Below are 16,547 nucleotides of genomic sequence, written 5' to 3'. Positions count from 1 at the left end.
CAGCACCTGGACGGACACCTCCGTGGAAGCCCTCGACCTGGCCCGGTGGCAGTTCGGTGTCACCACCGTCTACCACTTCATCTTCGTCCCGCTGACGATCGGACTGTCGCCGCTCGTCGCGCTCATGCAGACCATCTGGGTCCGCACCGGCAACGAGACCTGGCTCCGCCTCACCAAGTTCTTCGGCAAGCTCCTGCTGATCAACTTCGCGATCGGCGTCGCCACCGGCATCGTGCAGGAGTTCCAGTTCGGCATGAACTGGTCCGAGTACTCGCGGTTCGTCGGCGACGTGTTCGGCGCGCCGCTCGCGATGGAGGCGCTCGCCGCGTTCTTCGTCGAGTCGACGTTCCTCGGGCTGTGGATCTTCGGCTGGGACAAGCTGCCGAAGAAGATCCACCTGGCCTGCATCTGGGCCGTCGCCATCGCGACGAACCTGTCCGCGTACTTCATCCTCGCGGCGAACTCGTGGATGCAGCACCCGGTCGGCACGATCTTCAACACGGAGACCGGCCGCGCGGAGATGACCGACATCGGCGCCGTGCTCACCAACAGCACGCTGCTCGCCGCCTTCCCGCACACCATCACGGCGGCGTTCCTCACGGCGGGCACGTTCGTCGCCGGCATCGCCGCCTGGTGGATGGTGCGGCTGGTCCGGCAGGGCCACGCCGAGAAGGCCCGCACCGTCTACCGCCCCGCCGTGCTGCTCGGCGTGTTCACCATGCTGGTCTCGGGGGTCGGGCTCGGCATCACGGGTCACGCGCAGGGTCAGCTCATGTTCGAGCAGCAGCCCACCAAGATGGCCGCCGCGGAGGCGCTCTGCGAGACCGAGGACGGCGCGTCGTTCTCGATCCTGGCCATCGGCGACCTGACCAACGACTGCGACGGCGTCGCGCACCTCATCAGCATCCCGGGCCTGACGTCGTTCCTCGCGAACAACGACTTCACCTCGACCGTGGAGGGCGTCAACGACCTGCAGGAGCGGTACGAGGAGCAGTACGGCGAGGGCGTGAACTACATCCCGGACCTCACCGTCACGTACTGGGCGTTCCGCCTCATGATCGGGCTGGCCGCCGGGTCGGTGGCGCTCGCCCTCGCGGCGCTGTGGTTCACGCGCAAGGGCCGGGTGTCGGACAACAAGTGGCTCGCGCGGATCGGCATCTGGGCCATCCCGACCCCGTTCCTGGCGTCCGCGTTCGGCTGGATCTTCACCGAGATGGGCCGGCAGCCCTGGGTCGTCGCGCCGAACCCCACCGGCGTCGACGGCGTCTGGCTCCTCACGGAGCGCGGCGTCTCCGAGGTGGTCAGCGCGACCACGGTCGTCATCTCGATGGTCGCGTTCACCCTCGTGTACGGCGTGCTGGCGGTGTTCTGGTTCCGCCTGATGAAGCGGTACGCCGTCGAGGGCGTCGCCGACACCGAGAAGGACCCCAGCCCGGACAACCCCGCCAACCGGCCCGACCCGGACGACCCGAGCGCCGCCGAGCGCCCGCTGTCGTTCGCCTACTGAGAGGAGGCGGCCGTGGACCTCCCCGTCGTCTGGTTCCTGCTCATCGCGGTCCTGTGGACCGGCTACCTCGTGCTCGAGGGCTTCGACTTCGGCGTCGGCATGCTCCTGCCGTTCCTCGGCCGCAAGGACCGGGACCGCCGCGTCATGATCAACACCATCGGCCCCGTCTGGGACGGCAACGAGGTGTGGCTGCTCACCGCCGGCGGCGCGACCTTCGCGGCGTTCCCCGAGTGGTACGCGACCCTGTTCTCCGGGTTCTACCTGCCGCTGCTGCTGATCCTCGTGGGCCTGATCTTCCGGATCGTGTCCTTCGAGTGGCGCGGCAAGATCAACACCGACACGTGGCGGGCCTGGGCCGACCGCGGCATCATGCTCGGCTCGTACATCCCGGGCATCCTCTGGGGTGTGGCCTTCGCCAACCTGGTGCGGGGCGTCGAGCTGGACGCGGACCACCAGTACGTCGGCGGCTTCTTCGCGCTGCTCAACCCGTTCGCCCTCCTGGGGGGCGTCGTCACGATGCTGCTGTTCGTCACGCACGGCGCGATCTTCCTGGCGCTGAAGACGTCGGGCGAGATGCGGGACCGCTCCGGTGCGCTCGCCGCGCGCCTCGCCCCCGTCACGCTGGTCGTCGCCGGCCTGTGGGCCGTGTGGGCGCAGGTGGCCTACTCGGTGACCTGGACCTGGGCCGTGGTGGCGGTCGCCGCCGGCGCGCTGGTCGCGGTCGTCGTCACGACCCGCGCCCAGCGCGAGGGCTGGGCGTTCGTGTGGTCGGCCGTCACGATCGTCGCCGCGGTGGTGCTGATCTTCGGGTCGATGTACCCCGACGTGATGCCCGCGTTCGACCCCGCGAACTCGCTCACCATCCGCAACGCGTCGTCGACGGACTACACCCTGACGATCATGACCTGGGTCGCCGTGGTTTTGACCCCCGTGGTGCTGCTCTACCAGGGCTGGACGTACTGGGTGTTCCGCAAGCGGATCTCGACCGAGCACATCCCCGAGCACACCGGGCTGACCTTCGCCGGCGTCACGGCGCGGGCCGGCGCGAGCACCGGGCACGGCGGCACCTCCCCCGACGGCTCGACCCGGGCCTGAGGACCCGCACCGCGTGAAGCCGCTCGACCCGCGCCTGCTGCGGTACGCCCGCGCCGCCCGGGGGTACCTGGCCCTGACCGTGTCCCTCGGGATCGTCACGGCCGGCCTCGTGATCGCCCAGGCGATCCTCCTGGCGCGGGTGCTGGCCGCCGCCGCGCACGACGGCGTCCCGCTGGCCGACCTGCTCCCCCAGGTCGGCTGGCTGGCCGCCGTCGTCGCGGCGCGGGCGCTGGCGACCGGCGTCCAGGAGCGGTTCGCGCACCGGGCCGCCACGCGCGCCGTCGCCGAGCTGCGGGAGCAGGTGGTCGCCCGCGCCGCGGAGCTCGGGCCGCGCTGGCTCGCCGAGGGCGAGGGGGCGCGCGTCGTCACCCTGGCCACCCGCGGCCTCGAGGCCCTGGAGCCGTACTTCGTGCGGTACCTGCCGCAGCTCGTGCTGTCGGCGACGGTGACCCCGGCGACGCTCGTCGTCATCCTCGGGCTGGACTGGGTGTCGGCGGCGATCGCCGCGGGCACCCTGCCGCTCATCCCGGTGTTCATGGTGCTGATCGGCCAGCTCACCCAGGGCCGGTCGGACCGGAGCCTGCGGGTCATGCAGCGGCTCGGGTCGCAGGTGCTCGACCTCGTGGCCGGGCTGGGCACCCTGCGGGCGTTCGGCCGGGAGCGCGGTCCCGCCGCGCGGGTGCAGGCGCTCGGTGACGCGCACCGGCGCGCCACCATGGGCACGCTCCGCATCGCGTTCCTGTCCGGGATGGTGCTGGAGCTCCTGACCACGCTCTCCGTCGCGCTGATCGCCGTCGGCATCGGCCTGCGCCTGGTGTACGGGGAGCTGGACCTCGTGACCGGCCTCGCGGTGCTGGTGCTGGCCCCCGAGGTGTACCTGCCCCTGCGGCAGGTCGGCGCCCAGTTCCACGCGTCCACCGACGGGGTCGCCGCGGCGGACCAGGTGTTCGCCGTGCTGGAGACGCCCGTCCCGGCGTCCGGCACCGTCACCGCCCCCGACCTGCGCACCGCGACCGTCCGGCTCCGCGGCGTCACGGTCCGCGCCCCGGGCCGGGACGTGCTCGCGCCCGCCGGCCTCGACCTCACGCTCACCCCGGGCAGCACCGTCGCGGTCACCGGCCCGAGCGGCGCCGGGAAGTCGACCACCGTCGACGTGCTGCTCGGGCTGGTCCGGCCGGACGCAGGCACGGTCGAGGTCGTCGACGCCGACGGCCGCGCCACCGCCCTGGCCGACGTGGACCCGCAGACCTACTGGCCGCAGGTCGCCTGGCTCCCCCAGCGGCCCGTGCTCGACCCGGCCAGCATCGGCCGCCTGGTGTCGGGCGCCGACGACGACGCGCTGGACCCCGCCGACCGCGCACGCCGGGACCGTGCCGCGGCGCTCACCGGGCTGGACGCCGTGGTCGCCGCCCTGCCCGACGGCTGGCGCACCGACCTCGGCCGCGGCGGCGCCGGGCTCAGCGTCGGCCAGCGGCAGCGCGTCGCGCTCACCCGGGCGCTGCTGTCCGACGCGCCGCTCGTGGTGCTCGACGAGCCCACCGCACACCTCGACGCCGCCGGCGAGCGCGTCGTGCTCGCCACGGTCCGTACGCTGCGCGAGGCCGGGCGGACCGTGGTGCTGGTCGCCCACCGGCCGTCGCTCGTCGCGCTCGCCGACGCGGTCGTGGAGGTCCGGGCCGCCGCGGCGGAGCGCGCCGACGAGGCCGGCCCCACGGCGCTCGCCGAGTCGGAGGCCTCCCGGTGACCGCCACGACGCGCACCGCGCACGCCACCCGCACGCTCACCGCGCCGCCCGCCGGCCGGCGGGGAACGCCCCCGCCGGGCCCGGGACGCCCCGCCGACCCGCTCCGGCGGGCCGTCCGGCTGCTCGACGTCGACCGCCGCCGCGTCGCCCTCGCCGTGCTGCTCGGCGTGCTGGCCCTCGGGTCCGCCGTCGCGCTCGCCGCCGTCTCGGCGTGGCTCATCACGCGCGCCGCCCAGATGCCGCCGGTGCTGGAGCTGTCGGTGGCGACCGTCGCGGTGCGCGCCTTCGGCATCGGCCGCGGCCTGTTCCGCTACCTCGAGCGGCTCGTCTCCCACGACGTGGCGCTGCGCGGCATGAGCACGCTGCGCACGACCCTCTACTCGCGGCTCGCGGCGGGCCGCCCCGAGGCCACCCTCGGGCTGCGGCGCGGTGACCTGCTGGCCCGCGTCGGCGCGGACGTCGACGCGGTCGGCGACGTCGTGGTCCGGGGCCTGCTGCCCGCGGCCGTCGCCGCGGTGCTCGGTCTCGGCACGGTCGTCGCGATGGGGCTGTTCCTGCCCGCCGCGGGCCTGACGCTCGCCGCCTGCCTGCTGCTCGCGGGCGTCGTCGCGCCGTGGCTCGCCCAGCGTGCCGCGCGCACCACGGAGCAGCGCGCCGCCGCCGCCCGCGCCGAGATGGCGGCCACCGCGCTCGGCCTGCTGGAGGACGTCGGCCCCCTCGCCGTGCAGGGCCGCACGGCCGCGGAGCTGGCCCGCCTGCGCGCCGCCGACGCCGACCTCGCCCGTGCCACCGACGCCGGCGCGGGCCCCGCGGCCGTCGCCGCGGCGTTGGGGAACCTCGCCGTCGGCGTCGCCGTGCTCGCCGCCCTGCTGGTCGGGATCCCGGCCGCGACCGCGGGCACGCTCGCCCCCGTCGAGCTCGCCGTGATCGTGCTGACCCCCCTCGCCGCGTTCGAGGCGACCTCCGTGCTGCCGGCCGCCGCCATCCAGGTGCACCGCTCCCGCGCGGCCGCGGCCCGGCTGATGGCGGTGCTCGACGACGCCGACGGACCCGCGCCGACGCCCGTCGACCCGCGCACGGCCCCCGCCGAGGCGACCGAGCTGGGCCGGTCCGGCCCCGGCCCGCGGCTCGTCGCCCGGGGTCTCGCCGTGGGCTGGCCCGGGCGTCCGCCGGTGGTCGAGGGCCTCGACCTCGACGTCTCCCCCGGGCGCAGCGTCGCCGTCGTCGGCCCGTCCGGCGTCGGGAAGACGACCCTGCTGCTCACGCTCGCCGGCTTCCTGCCGCCGCGGGCCGGTGAGGTCCTTCTCGACGGCGTGCCGCTGGCCGAGGTGGACCCGGCGGCCCGCCTGTCCCGGCTGGCGCTGACCACCGAGGACGCGCACGTCTTCGAGACCACGGTGCTGGAGAACCTGCGGGTCGCCCGCGGGGACGCCACGCCCCAGGACGCGCGCGCCGCGCTCATCCGCTCCGGGCTGGGCGACTGGCTCGCCGGCCTCCCGGAGGGCGTCGACACCGCGCTCGGCCCGGACGCGCGCAGCGTCTCCGGCGGTGAGCGGCGGCGGCTCCTGCTCGCGCGGTCCCTGCTGGCCGCCGCCCCCCTCCTGCTGGTCGACGAGCCCGCCGAGCACCTCGACCCCGCGACCGCCGACCGGCTCGTCACCGACCTGCTCACCGCTCCCCGCGGCGAGGACGCGTCGCGCGGGGTCCTGGTCGTCACGCACCGGCTCGCCCCGCTCGCCGCGGCCGACGAGGTGCTGGTGCTCCGCGACGGCCGGATCGCGGCGCGCGGCACGCACACCGACCTGATCGCCGCCGACGACGACTACCGTGAGGCGCACGCGAGCGAGCAGCACGACGGTGGGACGGGGACGACGAGGGCATGGCCGACGACCTGACGACGCAGCGACCGACCCCGGCGGGGCCGGACCGCCGGCCCGAGCGCCACGAGCGACCCGGCGGGCTGCCCGAGCCGACCTACGGACCGGGCGTCACCACGACGATCCACGTCCGCGAGCCCGGCGGCCGCTCCCACCTGGAGCTCGGCACGGCGTCCGAGACCGGCGACGAGATGGCCGACCTGCTGGACGCGGTCCTGTCCGTGGCGTCCGGCCTGGAGCTGCCGGGCGTCCTGGAGCGGTTCGTCCGCGTCTCCGTCGAGCTGACGGGAGCGAAGTACGGCGCGATCAACGTGCTGGACTCCCGCGGCGAGTCCACCACGTTCGTGCAGACCGGCGTCCCCGCGGCCGCCGCCGCGATGATGGGCCACCCGCCCCACGCGCAGGGCGTGCTGAGCAAGATCCCGACGCACGGCGTGCTGAAGCTGGACGACCTGACGGACCACCCGGCGTTCCGCGGCTGGCCGGCGGAGCACCCGTCGATGGGGTCGTTCCTCGGCGCCTCGGTGCGCGTCCGGGAGCAGGTCTACGGCTACCTGTACCTCTCCGAGAAGGAGGGCGGGTTCACCGACCAGGACGCCACCACGGTCATCGCGCTCGCCGCCACCGCGGGCGTCGCCGTGTCGAACGCGCAGCTGTACGCCGACGCCGCGCGCCGGGAGCACTGGCTGCGCGCGGGCCAGGACATCACCACCATGCTGCTGTCCGGCGCCGACGAGGAGGAGGCGCTCGCCCACATCGCCGCCACCGCCCGGGACGTCGCGGACGCGGACACGGCGGCGCTGGCCCTGCCGGGCGTGGCGGGCGAGCTGCTGATCGAGCTGGCCGACGGCCACAACGCCGACAGCCTGATCGGCGCGCGGCTCACCCCGGGCGGGCCGACGTGGTCGGTCATGGAGGAGGGCACCGGGCTGCTGCTCGAGTCCCTGTCCACGTCGCGCCGGATCACCGTCCCCGCGATGCGGGCGTTCGGCTCGGCGATCTTCGCCCCGCTGCAGACGTCCGGCCGCGGCGTCGGCGTGCTCATCCTGCTGCGCAAGATCGGCTCCCTGACGTTCGAGCCCAGCGACCTCACCACCGCCGAGTCGTTCGCGTCGCAGGCCGCCCTCGCGTTCGTGCTCGCCGAGGCCCGGCACGCGCAGGACGTCGCGGCCCTGCTCGACGAGCGGGAGCGGATCGCCCGGGACCTGCACGACCTGGCCATCCAGCAGCTGTTCGCCACGGGCATGCAGCTCGAGACGGTGCGCCGGCGGTCCGCCCGCGGCGTCGACCCCTCGGAGCTGACCAGCATCGTCGAGGAGGCTCTGGACAATGTCGACGCCTCGGTCCGGCAGATCCGGCAGATCGTCTACGCGCTGCGCGACCCCGACGCCGCCACGGGCATCGTCGAGCGGCTGCGCCGGGAGGCGTCGCTCGCCCGCACCGGGCTCGGGTTCGCCCCGTCGCTCGTGGTCACGCTGGACGGCGAGTCCGTGCCGGACGGGGACTACATCGTGGCGGACCTGATCGACGAGCGGATCGGCCCGGACCGCACCGACGACGTGGTGGCGGTGGTCCGCGAGGGGCTGGCGAACGCCGCCCGGCACGCGCACGCGTCCTCGGTCAGCGTCCGGGTGGCCGTCCGCGGCTCCGGGCCGACGGGGGCCGTGCTGGTCGAGGTCGAGGACGACGGCGTCGGCCTGCCCGCGGTGCGGGACCGCCGGTCCGGGACCGGCAACCTCGCGGCGCGCGCACGGCAGCACGGCGGGACGTTCTCGCTGGGGGTCGCCCCGGGCGGCACGGGCACGCTGCTGTCGTGGGAGGTGCCGCTCGGCTGAGAGCGGCAGGAGCGCAGCAGGACGGCGGCACGCCTGGAGGTCCGGGCGCCAAGCGGGTCAGGAGTGCCCGGCCTCCGCGCGCCAGCCGCTGTGCCGGCGGGCGGCGACCCAGGCGGCCACCTGGGTGCGGCGCTGCAGGCCCATCTTGGCCAGCAGCGAGGTGATGTGGTTCTTCACGGTCTTCTCCGCGACGCCCAGGCGCTCGGCGATCTCGCGGTTGGACAGCCCGTCGCCGATGAGGTCGAGCACCTTGAGCTCGCTCGGCGTGAGGTTCTCCGTCGGGTCCTCGTGGCCGGCGCGGCGGCGGGTGACCGTCCGCTCGTCGAGCAGCGTGCGGCCGGACGCCACGGCGCGGATCACGTCGGTGATCTCCGCGCCGCGGACGCTCTTCAGCAGGTAGGCGGCGGCGCCGGCGTCCAGCGCCTCGGCCAGCGCGTCGTCGTCGTCGAACGAGGTCAGCACGATGGCCCGCGCGGTGGGCAGCGTGACCGCGACCTGCTTCATCAGGTCGATGCCGGTGCCGTCCGGGAGCTGCAGGTCCACCAGCAGCACGTCGGGGTGCACCAGGCCCGCGCGGCGCACGCCGTCGGCGACGGACCCCGCCTCGGCGACGACCTTCATCCCGTCGGCGCGCTCGACCACCTCGGCGATGCCCCGCCGCACGACCTCGTGGTCGTCGACGATCATCACCGAGATCTCCCCGGAGCGGGCCGGCTGCACTGCGCTGTTCGTGGCGGACACGAAGGCATCGTATCGACCCCGCGCGCCGGGGTGGCGCACCGCCGCTCCCGGCTCGTCTGGCGCGGCGGCCCCGGGTGGGGGAACCTCTCGCCCATGACCACCGTGCTGCTGCCGTCCTCGATCCCGCTCTCCCCCACGCTGCCGGACGGCGTGCGCACGGCCACGTACGACGTCAAGGAGCCGCTGCCCGAGCACCTGCTCGACGCCGAGGCGCTCGTGGCCTGGGGGAACCCGACCGCGCAGCTCGCCGACGCCGCCCGCCGGATGGGCCGGCTGCGCTGGGTGCAGGCCCTCGCCGCGGGCACCGACGGCGTGCTGGCGGCCGGGTTCGCGCCCCACGTGCAGGTGACGTCCGGCCGCGGGCTGCACGACGGCCCGGTCGCCGAGCACACGCTGGCGCTGGTGCTCGCGGCCGCGCGGCGGCTGCCCGAGCTGGTCCGCGCCCAGGACGAGCACCGCTGGGCGGAGGAGCTGGGCGGCATCCAGCGGCTGCCGCACGAGGGCGGCGAGTTCCGTTCGCTGTCCGGAGCCCGCGTGCTGATCTGGGGCTTCGGCTCGATCGCCGCCCGCCTCGCGCCCCTGCTGACGGTGCTCGGCGCCCAGGTGGTCGGCGTGGCCTCGAACGCCGGGCAGCGCGCGGGCTACCCGGTGATCGCCGCGCGGGACGTCGCCCGCACGCTGCCCGGGACCGACGTGCTCATCGCGATCCTCCCGGCGACCCCCGCCACCCGCCGGGTGCTGGACGCCGACGTGTTCGCCGCTCTGCCGGACCACGCGTGGGTGGTCAACGTCGGGCGCGGCTCCACCCTCGACGAGGACGACCTGCTGGACGCGATCCGCGCCGGTCGGCTCGCGGGGGCGGCGCTCGACGTGTTCGAGACCGAGCCGCTGCCCCCGGGCTCCCCGCTGTGGGACGAGCCGCGCGTGCTCATCACCCCGCACGCGGCGGGCGGCCGACCGATCGGGGCGGACACGCTGCTGAGCGACAACATCGGCGCGTTCGTGCGCGGGGAGCCGCTGCGGAACGTCGTCCGCCGCTGAGGTCCGCCCCTCAGGCCGCCGGGGCCGGCTGGCAGACCGGGCACAGGTGCGACGAGCGGTTCATGAACGGCTCGCGCACCACCGGCGTCCCGCAGCGCGGGCACGGGCGGCCGGCCTGCCCGTAGACGGCCAGCGACCGGTCGAAGTACCCGGACGCCCCGTTGACGTTGACGTAGAGGGCGTCGAAGCTCGTCCCGCCCTGGGCGAGCGCGTCCCGCATGACGCCCGCGACGCAGTCGAGCACGCGCAGCGCCGTCGCCTGGTCGAGGTCCGCGGTCGGCGTCGCCGGGTGCACCCGCGCCCGCCAGAGGCCCTCGTCGGCGTAGATGTTGCCGACCCCGGACACGACGCCCTGGTCGAGCACCGCGCGCTTCACCTGCGTGCGGCGGCGGCGGATCGCCCGGGCGACGGCGTCCACGTCCAGCGCGGGGTCCAGCAGGTCGCGTCCGATGTGCGCGACGGGCGCGGGCACCAGGTCCAGGTCCGAGCCCGCGCCGCCGGGGCGGCCGTCCGCGGTCGGCTCGAGGTCCACCACCGACAGGTGCCCGAACGTCCGCTGGTCCACGAAGTCCAGCGCGCCGCCGTCGTCGAGCAGCAGCCGCACCCGCAGGTGCCCGTGGTCGCCGCCGGACGCGACGTCGGCCGCCGACCCGCGCACGAGCAGCTGGCCGCTCATGCCCAGGTGGGCCAGCAGGGCGTCGTCGGGCCGCTCCCCCGGCGCGCCGGGGTGGTCCAGCGGCAGCCAGAGGAACTTGCCGCGGCGCGCGGCGGCGGTCAGCGTGCGCCCGGTGAGCCGGCCGGCGAGGTCGGCGGGCCCGGCGAGGTGGCGGCGCACGCTGTACGGGCGGCGCACCTCGACCGACCGGACGGTGCGGCCGACCACGTGGCGCTCGAGGCCGTCACGGACGGTCTCGACCTCGGGCAGCTCCGGCACGCGGGACCCGGCCGGCTCAGTCGGCGGCGTCGACCGGCACCCCGGCGGCGTCGGCGGCCTCGGCAGCCTCCGCCAGGGTCTCGGCCTCCGCCTGCAGGGCGGTCCACGCGAGCGCGGCGGCGCGCTGCTCCGCGAGCTTCTTCGCGGTGCCCGTGCCGGTGCCGCGCACCTGCCCGGCCACGACGGCCTCGGCGGTGAACGTGCGGGCGTGGTCCGGGCCGTCGCTGGTCACCTGGTACACCGGGGCGCCCAGGCCGAGCGCGGCGGTGAGCTCCTGCAGGCTCGTCTTCCAGTCCAGGCCCGCGCCGAGGTCCGCGGCGGCCGTCAGCGTGGGGCCGACCAGGCGCAGGACGATCTGGCGGGACACCTCGAGGCCGTGGGACAGGTACACGGCGCCGAAGAGGGCCTCCAGGGTGTCGGACAGGATCGAGTCCTTGTCCCGCCCGCCGGTGGCGAGCTCCCCCTTGCCGAGCAGCACGTAGGACCCGAGGTCGAGGGCCCGCGCGACCTCCGCCAGCGCGCGCTGCGACACGGTCGCCGCGCGCATCTTCGCGAGCTCGCCCTCGGACTGACCCGGGTGCCGGCGGTACAGCTCCTCGGTGACCGTGAGCCCGAGCACGGTGTCGCCCAGGAACTCCAGGCGCTCGTTGGTCGGGATGCCGCCCGCCTCGTGGGCGAACGACCGGTGGGTGAGGGCAAGCACCAGCAGCTCGGGGTCCAGGTGGACCCCGAGCTGCTGGGCGAGCTGTGCTGCTGAGGTGCTCATGGTGCTCGTCGCCCGCGCGTCCGGTGCGTCACCGGCCGCAGGCGCGTCGGCGCTGCCGTCAGCCGGCGTGCTCGGTCCGCATCGCCTCGGCGTAGCGGCGACCGGCGTAGGTGCCGCACGTCGGGCACGCCTGGTGGGGGCGCATGTTCGACTGGCACTGCGGGCAGGTCGTGAGCGTCGTGGCAGTGGTCTTCCACTGCGACCGACGCGCACGGGTGTTGCTGCGCGACATCTTGCGCTTCGGAACAGCCACGGCTAGCTCTCTCTCTTCTCGTCAAGCGTGCTCTGCAGGCCGCCGAGGGCCGCCCACCGAGGGTCAAGGGTCTCATGCGAATGCCCGGGGTCGTCCGCCAGGTGCGCTCCGCAGATGGAGCACAGACCCGGGCAGTCGTCCCGGCACAACGGCTGGAACGGTAGCGCAGTCACGACCGCGTCCCGAATCGCGGGCTCGACGTCGACCAGGTCGCCGTCGAGCTCGGGCAGGTCCTCCTCGTCGTCGCCGTTCTCCTTGGCGACCTCGGCACGACCGGGGTACACGTAGAGCTCCTGGAGCTGGACGTCGAGGGTCTCGACGACCTCGTCCAGGCAGCGCGCGCACTCCCCGACCGCCCGGGCCCGCACGGAGCCGGAGACGAAGACCCCCTCCATGACGGCCTCGAGCTGGAGGTCCAGCTCGACGTCGGCACCGGGGGGGACGCCGATCACGTCGGTACCGAGATCCTCGGGGGCGGGGACCGTCGCGCGGGCACGACGCATCGATCCCGGACGTCGGCCGAGCTCGTGGGTGTCGAGCACGAACGGCGAGCGGGGATCGAGGTGAGGCGCGCGCTCCACGGTCCACGTTCCTGTCATGAGGGGGTCTCGGTCGCTGCGATGACCGGCAGGACCAACGGTCGATCCTACGGTACGGGGCCCCTCCCGCCCAAACGACCGGAGGCCTCGACGGCCGGGGCGTGCGTCACACGCCTCAGGACGCGGGGTCGTCCAGCCGGTCCGCGAGCTTGGCGCGCCCCGCCTGCACCTGGCTGAGCACCTTGCCCAGGTCGATCTCGAAGTCGGCGAGCCGCCGGTCGCAGTAGTCGTCGGCGTCCCGGCGCAGCCCGCGGGCGGTCTCCTCCGCCTCCCGGACGATCTCGGCGGCCCGCTCGTGGGCCAGCGCGACGACCGACTCCTGCTCGACGAGCTCCGCGGCCCGGCGGCGCGCGGCCGCCTCGATCCGCTCGGCGTCCGCCCGGGCGGCGGCGCGCTCCGCGTCGGCGGCGGCCAGCACGTCGTCGGCGCGCTGCAGCTGCGTGGGCAGCGCGGCGCGGGCCTGCTCGACCAGGTCCAGCAGCTCCGCGCGGCTCACGAGCACGGACGCGGACATCGGCATGGCGCGCGCCGCGGAGACGGCCTGCTCCAGCGCGTCGAGCACGGAGCTGAGGTTCTCCCGGCGCGCCCCGGGGGCGTCGGCGGCGGTCGGCTCGGTCATGCGGGGCTCCCCTCGGCGGGTGTCGGTGCTCGGTCGGCGGACACCGAGGTGCCCTGGGTGCGCGGTGCGGGGCCCAGCGCGGCGCGCACGGCCGCGGCGACGGCCGGTGTCACCAGGTCGTCGATCCGGCCGCCGTGCCGGGCGACGTCCTTCACCAGCGACGACGCGACGTGCGACAGCGCCGGGTCCCCCACGACGAACGCGGTCTCGACGCCCGACAGGTGCCGGTTCATCAGGGCCATCGGCAGCTCGGCGTCGAAGTCCGCGCCGCCGCGCAGGCCCTTGACCACGACGTCGGCGCCCAGCGCGCGCAGCTCGTCGGCCAGCAGGCCCGCCGAGGACGTCACGCGCACGCCCGGCAGGCCGGCGACCGCGTCCTCGATGAGCGCGACGCGCGTGGCGACGTCGAGCAGCGGGGACTTGGCGGCGTTGTGCGCGACCAGGACCACGACCTCGTCCGCCAGACGCCGGGCGCGGCGCACCACGTCCAGGTGTCCGAGCGTGAAGGGGTCGTACGAGCCGGGGCACACCGCGAGGACCACGCGCCCGAATCTACCTCCGGGTCGCGTCGTCGTCCGGGACCGGGCTCCGCGCGCCGAGGTGCAGCGCCGTGTCGCCGTAGGTGCGGGTGTCGAACCCGTGCATCTGCGCGGGCCACGGCGGCGGGCCGCTGCGCGCGGAGCGCTCCACCACGACGACCGACTCCGCCGTCAGCGCGGGGACCAGCGCCGTGAGCACCTCGGCCACCGTCTCGTCGGGCACGTCGTACGGCGGGTCCAGCAGCACCAGGTCCCACGGCTCGGCGACCGGCCGCGCCACGTACTTCTCGACCCGGTCGCGGACGACCTCGGCGCGGTCGCGGAGGCCGAGCGCGGCGACGTTCTTGCGGCAGACGTCGGCGGCGACCTTGCCCGTCTCGACCAGGACCACCCGGGCGGCCCCGCGGCTGGCGGCCTCCAGGCCGAGGGCGCCCGACCCGGCGTACCCGTCCAGCACCCGCGCGCCCTCGACCGCGTCCAGGTGCTCGAGGCGGGAGAACAGCGCCTCCCGCACCCGCTCGCTGGTCGGGCGCGTGCCCTGCGGCGGCACGGCGAGGGTCCGGCCGCCGACCGAGCCGGCCACGATGCGGGTCACGAGCGTGCCTTCTTCTCCGCCTCGGCGGCGTCCATCGACTCGGACATGCGGTCCATCATCGTCTTCGTGCTGGTGCTCGACCCGACGGCCAGGGCGATCGCCGAGACGGCGACCTGCACGACGACGACCGTCGGCACGACGGTGCCGAGCGCGACGCAGATGAGCACGGGCACCATGCCCAGCACGGCGACGTCCGGGCCCCGGGCGAGCACGCCGGCGACCCCGCCGGGCAGCGCGCCCATCGGGGTGGCGACCAGCGGGCCGTCCCACTTCGGTGCCGGCCGGTACGCCGCGCGCAGCGCCGCCCCCGCCCACACCGGCGCGGACGCCACGCCCAGCAGCAGCCAGCCCGCGACGTCGCCCTCCCAGCGCCCGACGGCGCCGAACGCCGCCAGCGACCAGAGCAGCATCGCGACGCCCGGGACGACCAGGCGCGCCCGGCGGACCTGCTGGGCGGACAGCGGGAGCAGGCGGTCGACGATCGGCGCCATCTCCGCGCGGCGGGCGCCCTCCCCCGTGGCGAGCATCCCGACGTAGCCGGAGACGACGACCCCGAGCGCCACGCCCAGCGCGCCCGCGAGCTGCGGGGTGATGACGACGACCACGGGCACCAGCGCGGACACGACCAGCTGCACCAGGTGCCGCGGGGAGCGCAGCAGCACCGTGAGGTCCGCGACCACGACGGCCGAGACGGGCCCGCGCACCAGGCGCATGCGGCGCACCCGGCGCCGGCGGGGGCGGGCGGCGGAGTCGGACAGCGCCCGGCCGAGCTCGCGGGAGTCCAGCGAGACGACGGCGCCCGCGGCCTGGGTGGCGACCGACCCGCTCTCGCGCAGGTCGCGCCCCCGGATCCGGCCCAGCCGCAGATCGAGCCACCAGCCCAGGGCGGCCACGGCCACCGCGACGACCGCGATCAGCCACCACGCGACGTCGGGCAGCGCGGCGAGCCGCCAGCCCGCGAGCGCCCCGGCCAGCGCGAGCACCGGCGCGGCGGCGATCACCAGGTCCCCCACCACGGCCGTCGCCCGGCGCGGCACGCCCCGGCTCTGCGCGTGCCCGGCGAGCACCACCAGCGCCGCGCAGACCAGCCCGGCGGTCAGCCCGAGCCGCAGCACGTGCCCGACCCCGTGGTCGGCGAGCAGCCCGCCGTCCAGCAGGGCCACCACCGCCCCGCCGACCAGCCCGGCCACGACCGGCAGCCGCAGCGAGGTCGGGCGCAGCAGCCCGCGCCGGCCGACCGGCGTGGTCAGCCACCAGGTCGCCTCGGCGCCCCCGGCGCCCACGGGCCCGAGCCGCGCGCCGATCGACAGCACCGTGCCGGCGATGACCACCGCCACCACCGCGACCACGGTCGGCAGGCTCACGCCGGTGCCGAGCGCGTGGTCCGGGACGTGCGGGAGGGCGGAGCGGAGCTGGCCCGCGACGCCGAGCGCGACGCCGATGCCGACCGCGGTCATCAGCACCGCGTAGTAGACGTCGCCCAGCACCTCGCCGAGGCCCGCGCCCGCGCGCCGGCGGGCGACGGCACCGGTGTAGCGGCGGATCGAGCGGGCGGCGGGGATCGGCGTGCTGCCGTCGGTGGGCGCGACGGCGGGCTCGGGCGCGTCGTCCCAGGTGAGGGTCGTGCCGCCGGGGCCGTCGGGGCCGTCGGGCGTCGCGGCGAACTCGTCCACGTCGCCCGGCGGGGTGGCGGGCAGGTCGGTCACAGGACCCCCGGGCGCAGGGCCTCGGCGGCGTCCGCCGGGCTGAGCAGCCGGGACGCGTCGTCGCCGACGAGCACCGCGCGGTCCGCGACGGCCCGCAGCAGGTCGGGGTCGTGCGTGGCGAGCAGCACCGAGCCGCCCGCGCGCTTCTCCTCGACCAGCCGCTGCGCCAGGTGGTCGCGCATCGCGACGTCGAGCCGCTGCTCCGGCTCGTCCAGCACCAGCAGCGACCGCGGCCGGACGAGGCCCGCCGCGAGCAGCAGCCTGCGCCGCTGGCCGGAGGACAGGGCCACGGGCAGGGCGCCGGCGTGCTCGGCCAGGCCGAACTCCGCGAGCAGCTCGTCCACGACCGCGTCCGCGCCCTGCACGCCGTGGCCGCGCGCCGTCAGGTACAGGTGCTCCGCGACGGTCAGGGCCGGGAAGTACGCGTCGTCGTCGAGCACGCTGGACACGCGGGTGCGGAACCCGATCTCCCGCTCGTCGACCGGCCGGCCCAGCACCTCCACGCGGCCGCCGACCGGCTCCAGCAGGCCGAGCACCGCCCGCAGCACGGTCGACTTCCCGGAGCCGTTCGCGCCGACCAGCGCGAGGGCCCTGCCGGGCGGGAGGGTGAACGAGACGGGGGCGCACACGGGCTCCCCGCCGTAGCCGACGAGCAGGTCGACGGCGCGGATGACGGGCTGCTTCGACACGGGTGCA

General features: G+C 75.9%; 16 protein-coding genes. 6 read left to right on the top strand and 10 right to left on the bottom strand.

Annotation, left to right across the window (positions count from 1 at the left end; all coding sequences use genetic code 11):
- Nucleotides 1-22 precede the first annotated feature (22 nt).
- Genes QNH85_RS18600 through QNH85_RS18580 form a run of 5 tightly spaced genes read left to right on the top strand, consistent with a single transcriptional unit; the run spans nucleotide 23 to nucleotide 8,058 of the window.
- Nucleotides 23-1,507 (top strand): cytochrome ubiquinol oxidase subunit I, encoded by a 1,485-nt coding sequence (locus QNH85_RS18600; RefSeq protein WP_282948802.1) that lies wholly within the window; start codon nucleotides 23-25, stop codon nucleotides 1,505-1,507.
- A gap of 12 nt (nucleotides 1,508-1,519) precedes the next feature.
- Nucleotides 1,520-2,602 (top strand): cytochrome d ubiquinol oxidase subunit II, encoded by a 1,083-nt coding sequence (gene cydB / locus QNH85_RS18595; RefSeq protein WP_282948795.1) that lies wholly within the window; start codon nucleotides 1,520-1,522, stop codon nucleotides 2,600-2,602.
- A gap of 13 nt (nucleotides 2,603-2,615) precedes the next feature.
- Nucleotides 2,616-4,346, top strand: a complete 1,731-nt coding sequence (cydD, locus tag QNH85_RS18590; protein ID WP_282948794.1) for a thiol reductant ABC exporter subunit CydD — start codon at nucleotides 2,616-2,618, stop codon at nucleotides 4,344-4,346.
- Nucleotides 4,343-6,241, top strand: a complete 1,899-nt coding sequence (gene cydC, locus QNH85_RS18585) for a thiol reductant ABC exporter subunit CydC (RefSeq protein ID WP_282948793.1) — start codon at nucleotides 4,343-4,345, stop codon at nucleotides 6,239-6,241. Before cydD ends, cydC begins: the two co-directional genes overlap by 4 nt.
- Nucleotides 6,226-8,058 carry a GAF domain-containing sensor histidine kinase gene (locus QNH85_RS18580; RefSeq protein WP_346016345.1) on the top strand — a complete coding sequence of 611 codons (1,833 nt, stop codon included), beginning with the start codon at nucleotides 6,226-6,228 and terminating at the stop codon, nucleotides 8,056-8,058. The genes cydC and QNH85_RS18580 overlap by 16 nt, the downstream gene beginning before the upstream one ends.
- Before the next feature lie 57 nt (nucleotides 8,059-8,115).
- Here QNH85_RS18580 and QNH85_RS18575 read toward each other — a convergent pair whose 3' ends face one another.
- Nucleotides 8,116-8,745, bottom strand: a complete 630-nt coding sequence (locus QNH85_RS18575) for a response regulator (protein ID WP_213281973.1) — start codon at nucleotides 8,743-8,745, stop codon at nucleotides 8,116-8,118.
- Nucleotides 8,746-8,892: 147 nt separating this feature from the next.
- Between QNH85_RS18575 and QNH85_RS18570 the strand changes: the two genes are divergently transcribed.
- Nucleotides 8,893-9,840: a phosphoglycerate dehydrogenase gene (locus QNH85_RS18570; RefSeq protein WP_282948791.1), complete on the top strand. Its 948-nt coding sequence runs from the start codon at nucleotides 8,893-8,895 to the stop codon at nucleotides 9,838-9,840.
- A gap of 10 nt (nucleotides 9,841-9,850) precedes the next feature.
- On the opposite strand, the gene mutM is transcribed toward QNH85_RS18570, so the two are convergent.
- The 9 genes from mutM to QNH85_RS18525 all read right to left on the bottom strand — a co-directional run bounded on the left by mutM (nucleotide 9,851) and on the right by QNH85_RS18525 (nucleotide 16,540).
- A complete protein-coding gene (gene mutM, locus QNH85_RS18565; protein WP_282948789.1) occupies nucleotides 9,851-10,774 on the bottom strand; it encodes a bifunctional DNA-formamidopyrimidine glycosylase/DNA-(apurinic or apyrimidinic site) lyase in 924 nt (307 codons plus the stop codon).
- Nucleotides 10,775-10,790: 16 nt separating this feature from the next.
- Nucleotides 10,791-11,540, bottom strand: a complete 750-nt coding sequence (rnc, locus tag QNH85_RS18560) for a ribonuclease III (protein ID WP_282948788.1) — start codon at nucleotides 11,538-11,540, stop codon at nucleotides 10,791-10,793.
- 58 nt (nucleotides 11,541-11,598) lie between these two features.
- Nucleotides 11,599-11,793, bottom strand: coding sequence for a 50S ribosomal protein L32 (gene rpmF, locus QNH85_RS18555; RefSeq protein WP_213281933.1), 195 nt, complete (start codon nucleotides 11,791-11,793; stop codon nucleotides 11,599-11,601).
- A gap of 2 nt (nucleotides 11,794-11,795) precedes the next feature.
- Nucleotides 11,796-12,374 carry a YceD family protein gene (locus QNH85_RS18550; protein ID WP_282948785.1) on the bottom strand — a complete coding sequence of 193 codons (579 nt, stop codon included), beginning with the start codon at nucleotides 12,372-12,374 and terminating at the stop codon, nucleotides 11,796-11,798.
- Nucleotides 12,375-12,507: 133 nt separating this feature from the next.
- Complete coding sequence (locus tag QNH85_RS18545; protein ID WP_282948783.1) at nucleotides 12,508-13,011, bottom strand: hypothetical protein; 504 nt, start codon at nucleotides 13,009-13,011, stop codon at nucleotides 12,508-12,510.
- Nucleotides 13,008-13,553, bottom strand: a complete 546-nt coding sequence (coaD, locus tag QNH85_RS18540) for a pantetheine-phosphate adenylyltransferase (RefSeq protein WP_282948781.1) — start codon at nucleotides 13,551-13,553, stop codon at nucleotides 13,008-13,010. Before coaD ends, QNH85_RS18545 begins: the two co-directional genes overlap by 4 nt.
- A 10-nt stretch (nucleotides 13,554-13,563) precedes the next feature.
- Entirely contained in the window at nucleotides 13,564-14,145 is a 582-nt protein-coding gene (gene rsmD / locus QNH85_RS18535; protein WP_282948780.1) for a 16S rRNA (guanine(966)-N(2))-methyltransferase RsmD, read from the bottom strand.
- Nucleotides 14,142-15,851 (bottom strand): DUF6297 family protein, encoded by a 1,710-nt coding sequence (locus tag QNH85_RS18530; RefSeq protein WP_282948778.1) that lies wholly within the window; start codon nucleotides 15,849-15,851, stop codon nucleotides 14,142-14,144. Before QNH85_RS18530 ends, rsmD begins: the two co-directional genes overlap by 4 nt.
- Entirely contained in the window at nucleotides 15,848-16,540 is a 693-nt protein-coding gene (locus QNH85_RS18525; protein ID WP_282948777.1) for an ABC transporter ATP-binding protein, read from the bottom strand. The genes QNH85_RS18530 and QNH85_RS18525 overlap by 4 nt, the downstream gene beginning before the upstream one ends.
- Nucleotides 16,541-16,547: the final 7 nt, after the last annotated feature.

It is taken from the genome of Cellulomonas endometrii (genome assembly GCF_949769265.1).
GTDB lineage: Bacteria > Actinomycetota > Actinomycetes > Actinomycetales > Cellulomonadaceae > Cellulomonas > Cellulomonas endometrii.
This window is presented reverse-complemented; position numbering and strand designations above follow the sequence as displayed.

Bases quoted from the DNA above. Each gene is read 5' to 3' on its own strand.
- QNH85_RS18580 (WP_346016345.1), top strand. From the start codon at position 6,226: ATGGCCGACGACCTGACGACGCAGCGACCGACCCCGGCGGGGCCGGAC.
- QNH85_RS18575 (WP_213281973.1), bottom strand. From the start codon at position 8,745: ATGATCGTCGACGACCACGAGGTCGTGCGGCGGGGCATCGCCGAGGTG.
- QNH85_RS18570 (WP_282948791.1), top strand. From the start codon at position 8,893: ATGACCACCGTGCTGCTGCCGTCCTCGATCCCGCTCTCCCCCACGCTG.
- rnc (WP_282948788.1), bottom strand. From the start codon at position 11,540: ATGAGCACCTCAGCAGCACAGCTCGCCCAGCAGCTCGGGGTCCACCTG.
- QNH85_RS18545 (WP_282948783.1), bottom strand. From the start codon at position 13,011: ATGACCGAGCCGACCGCCGCCGACGCCCCCGGGGCGCGCCGGGAGAAC.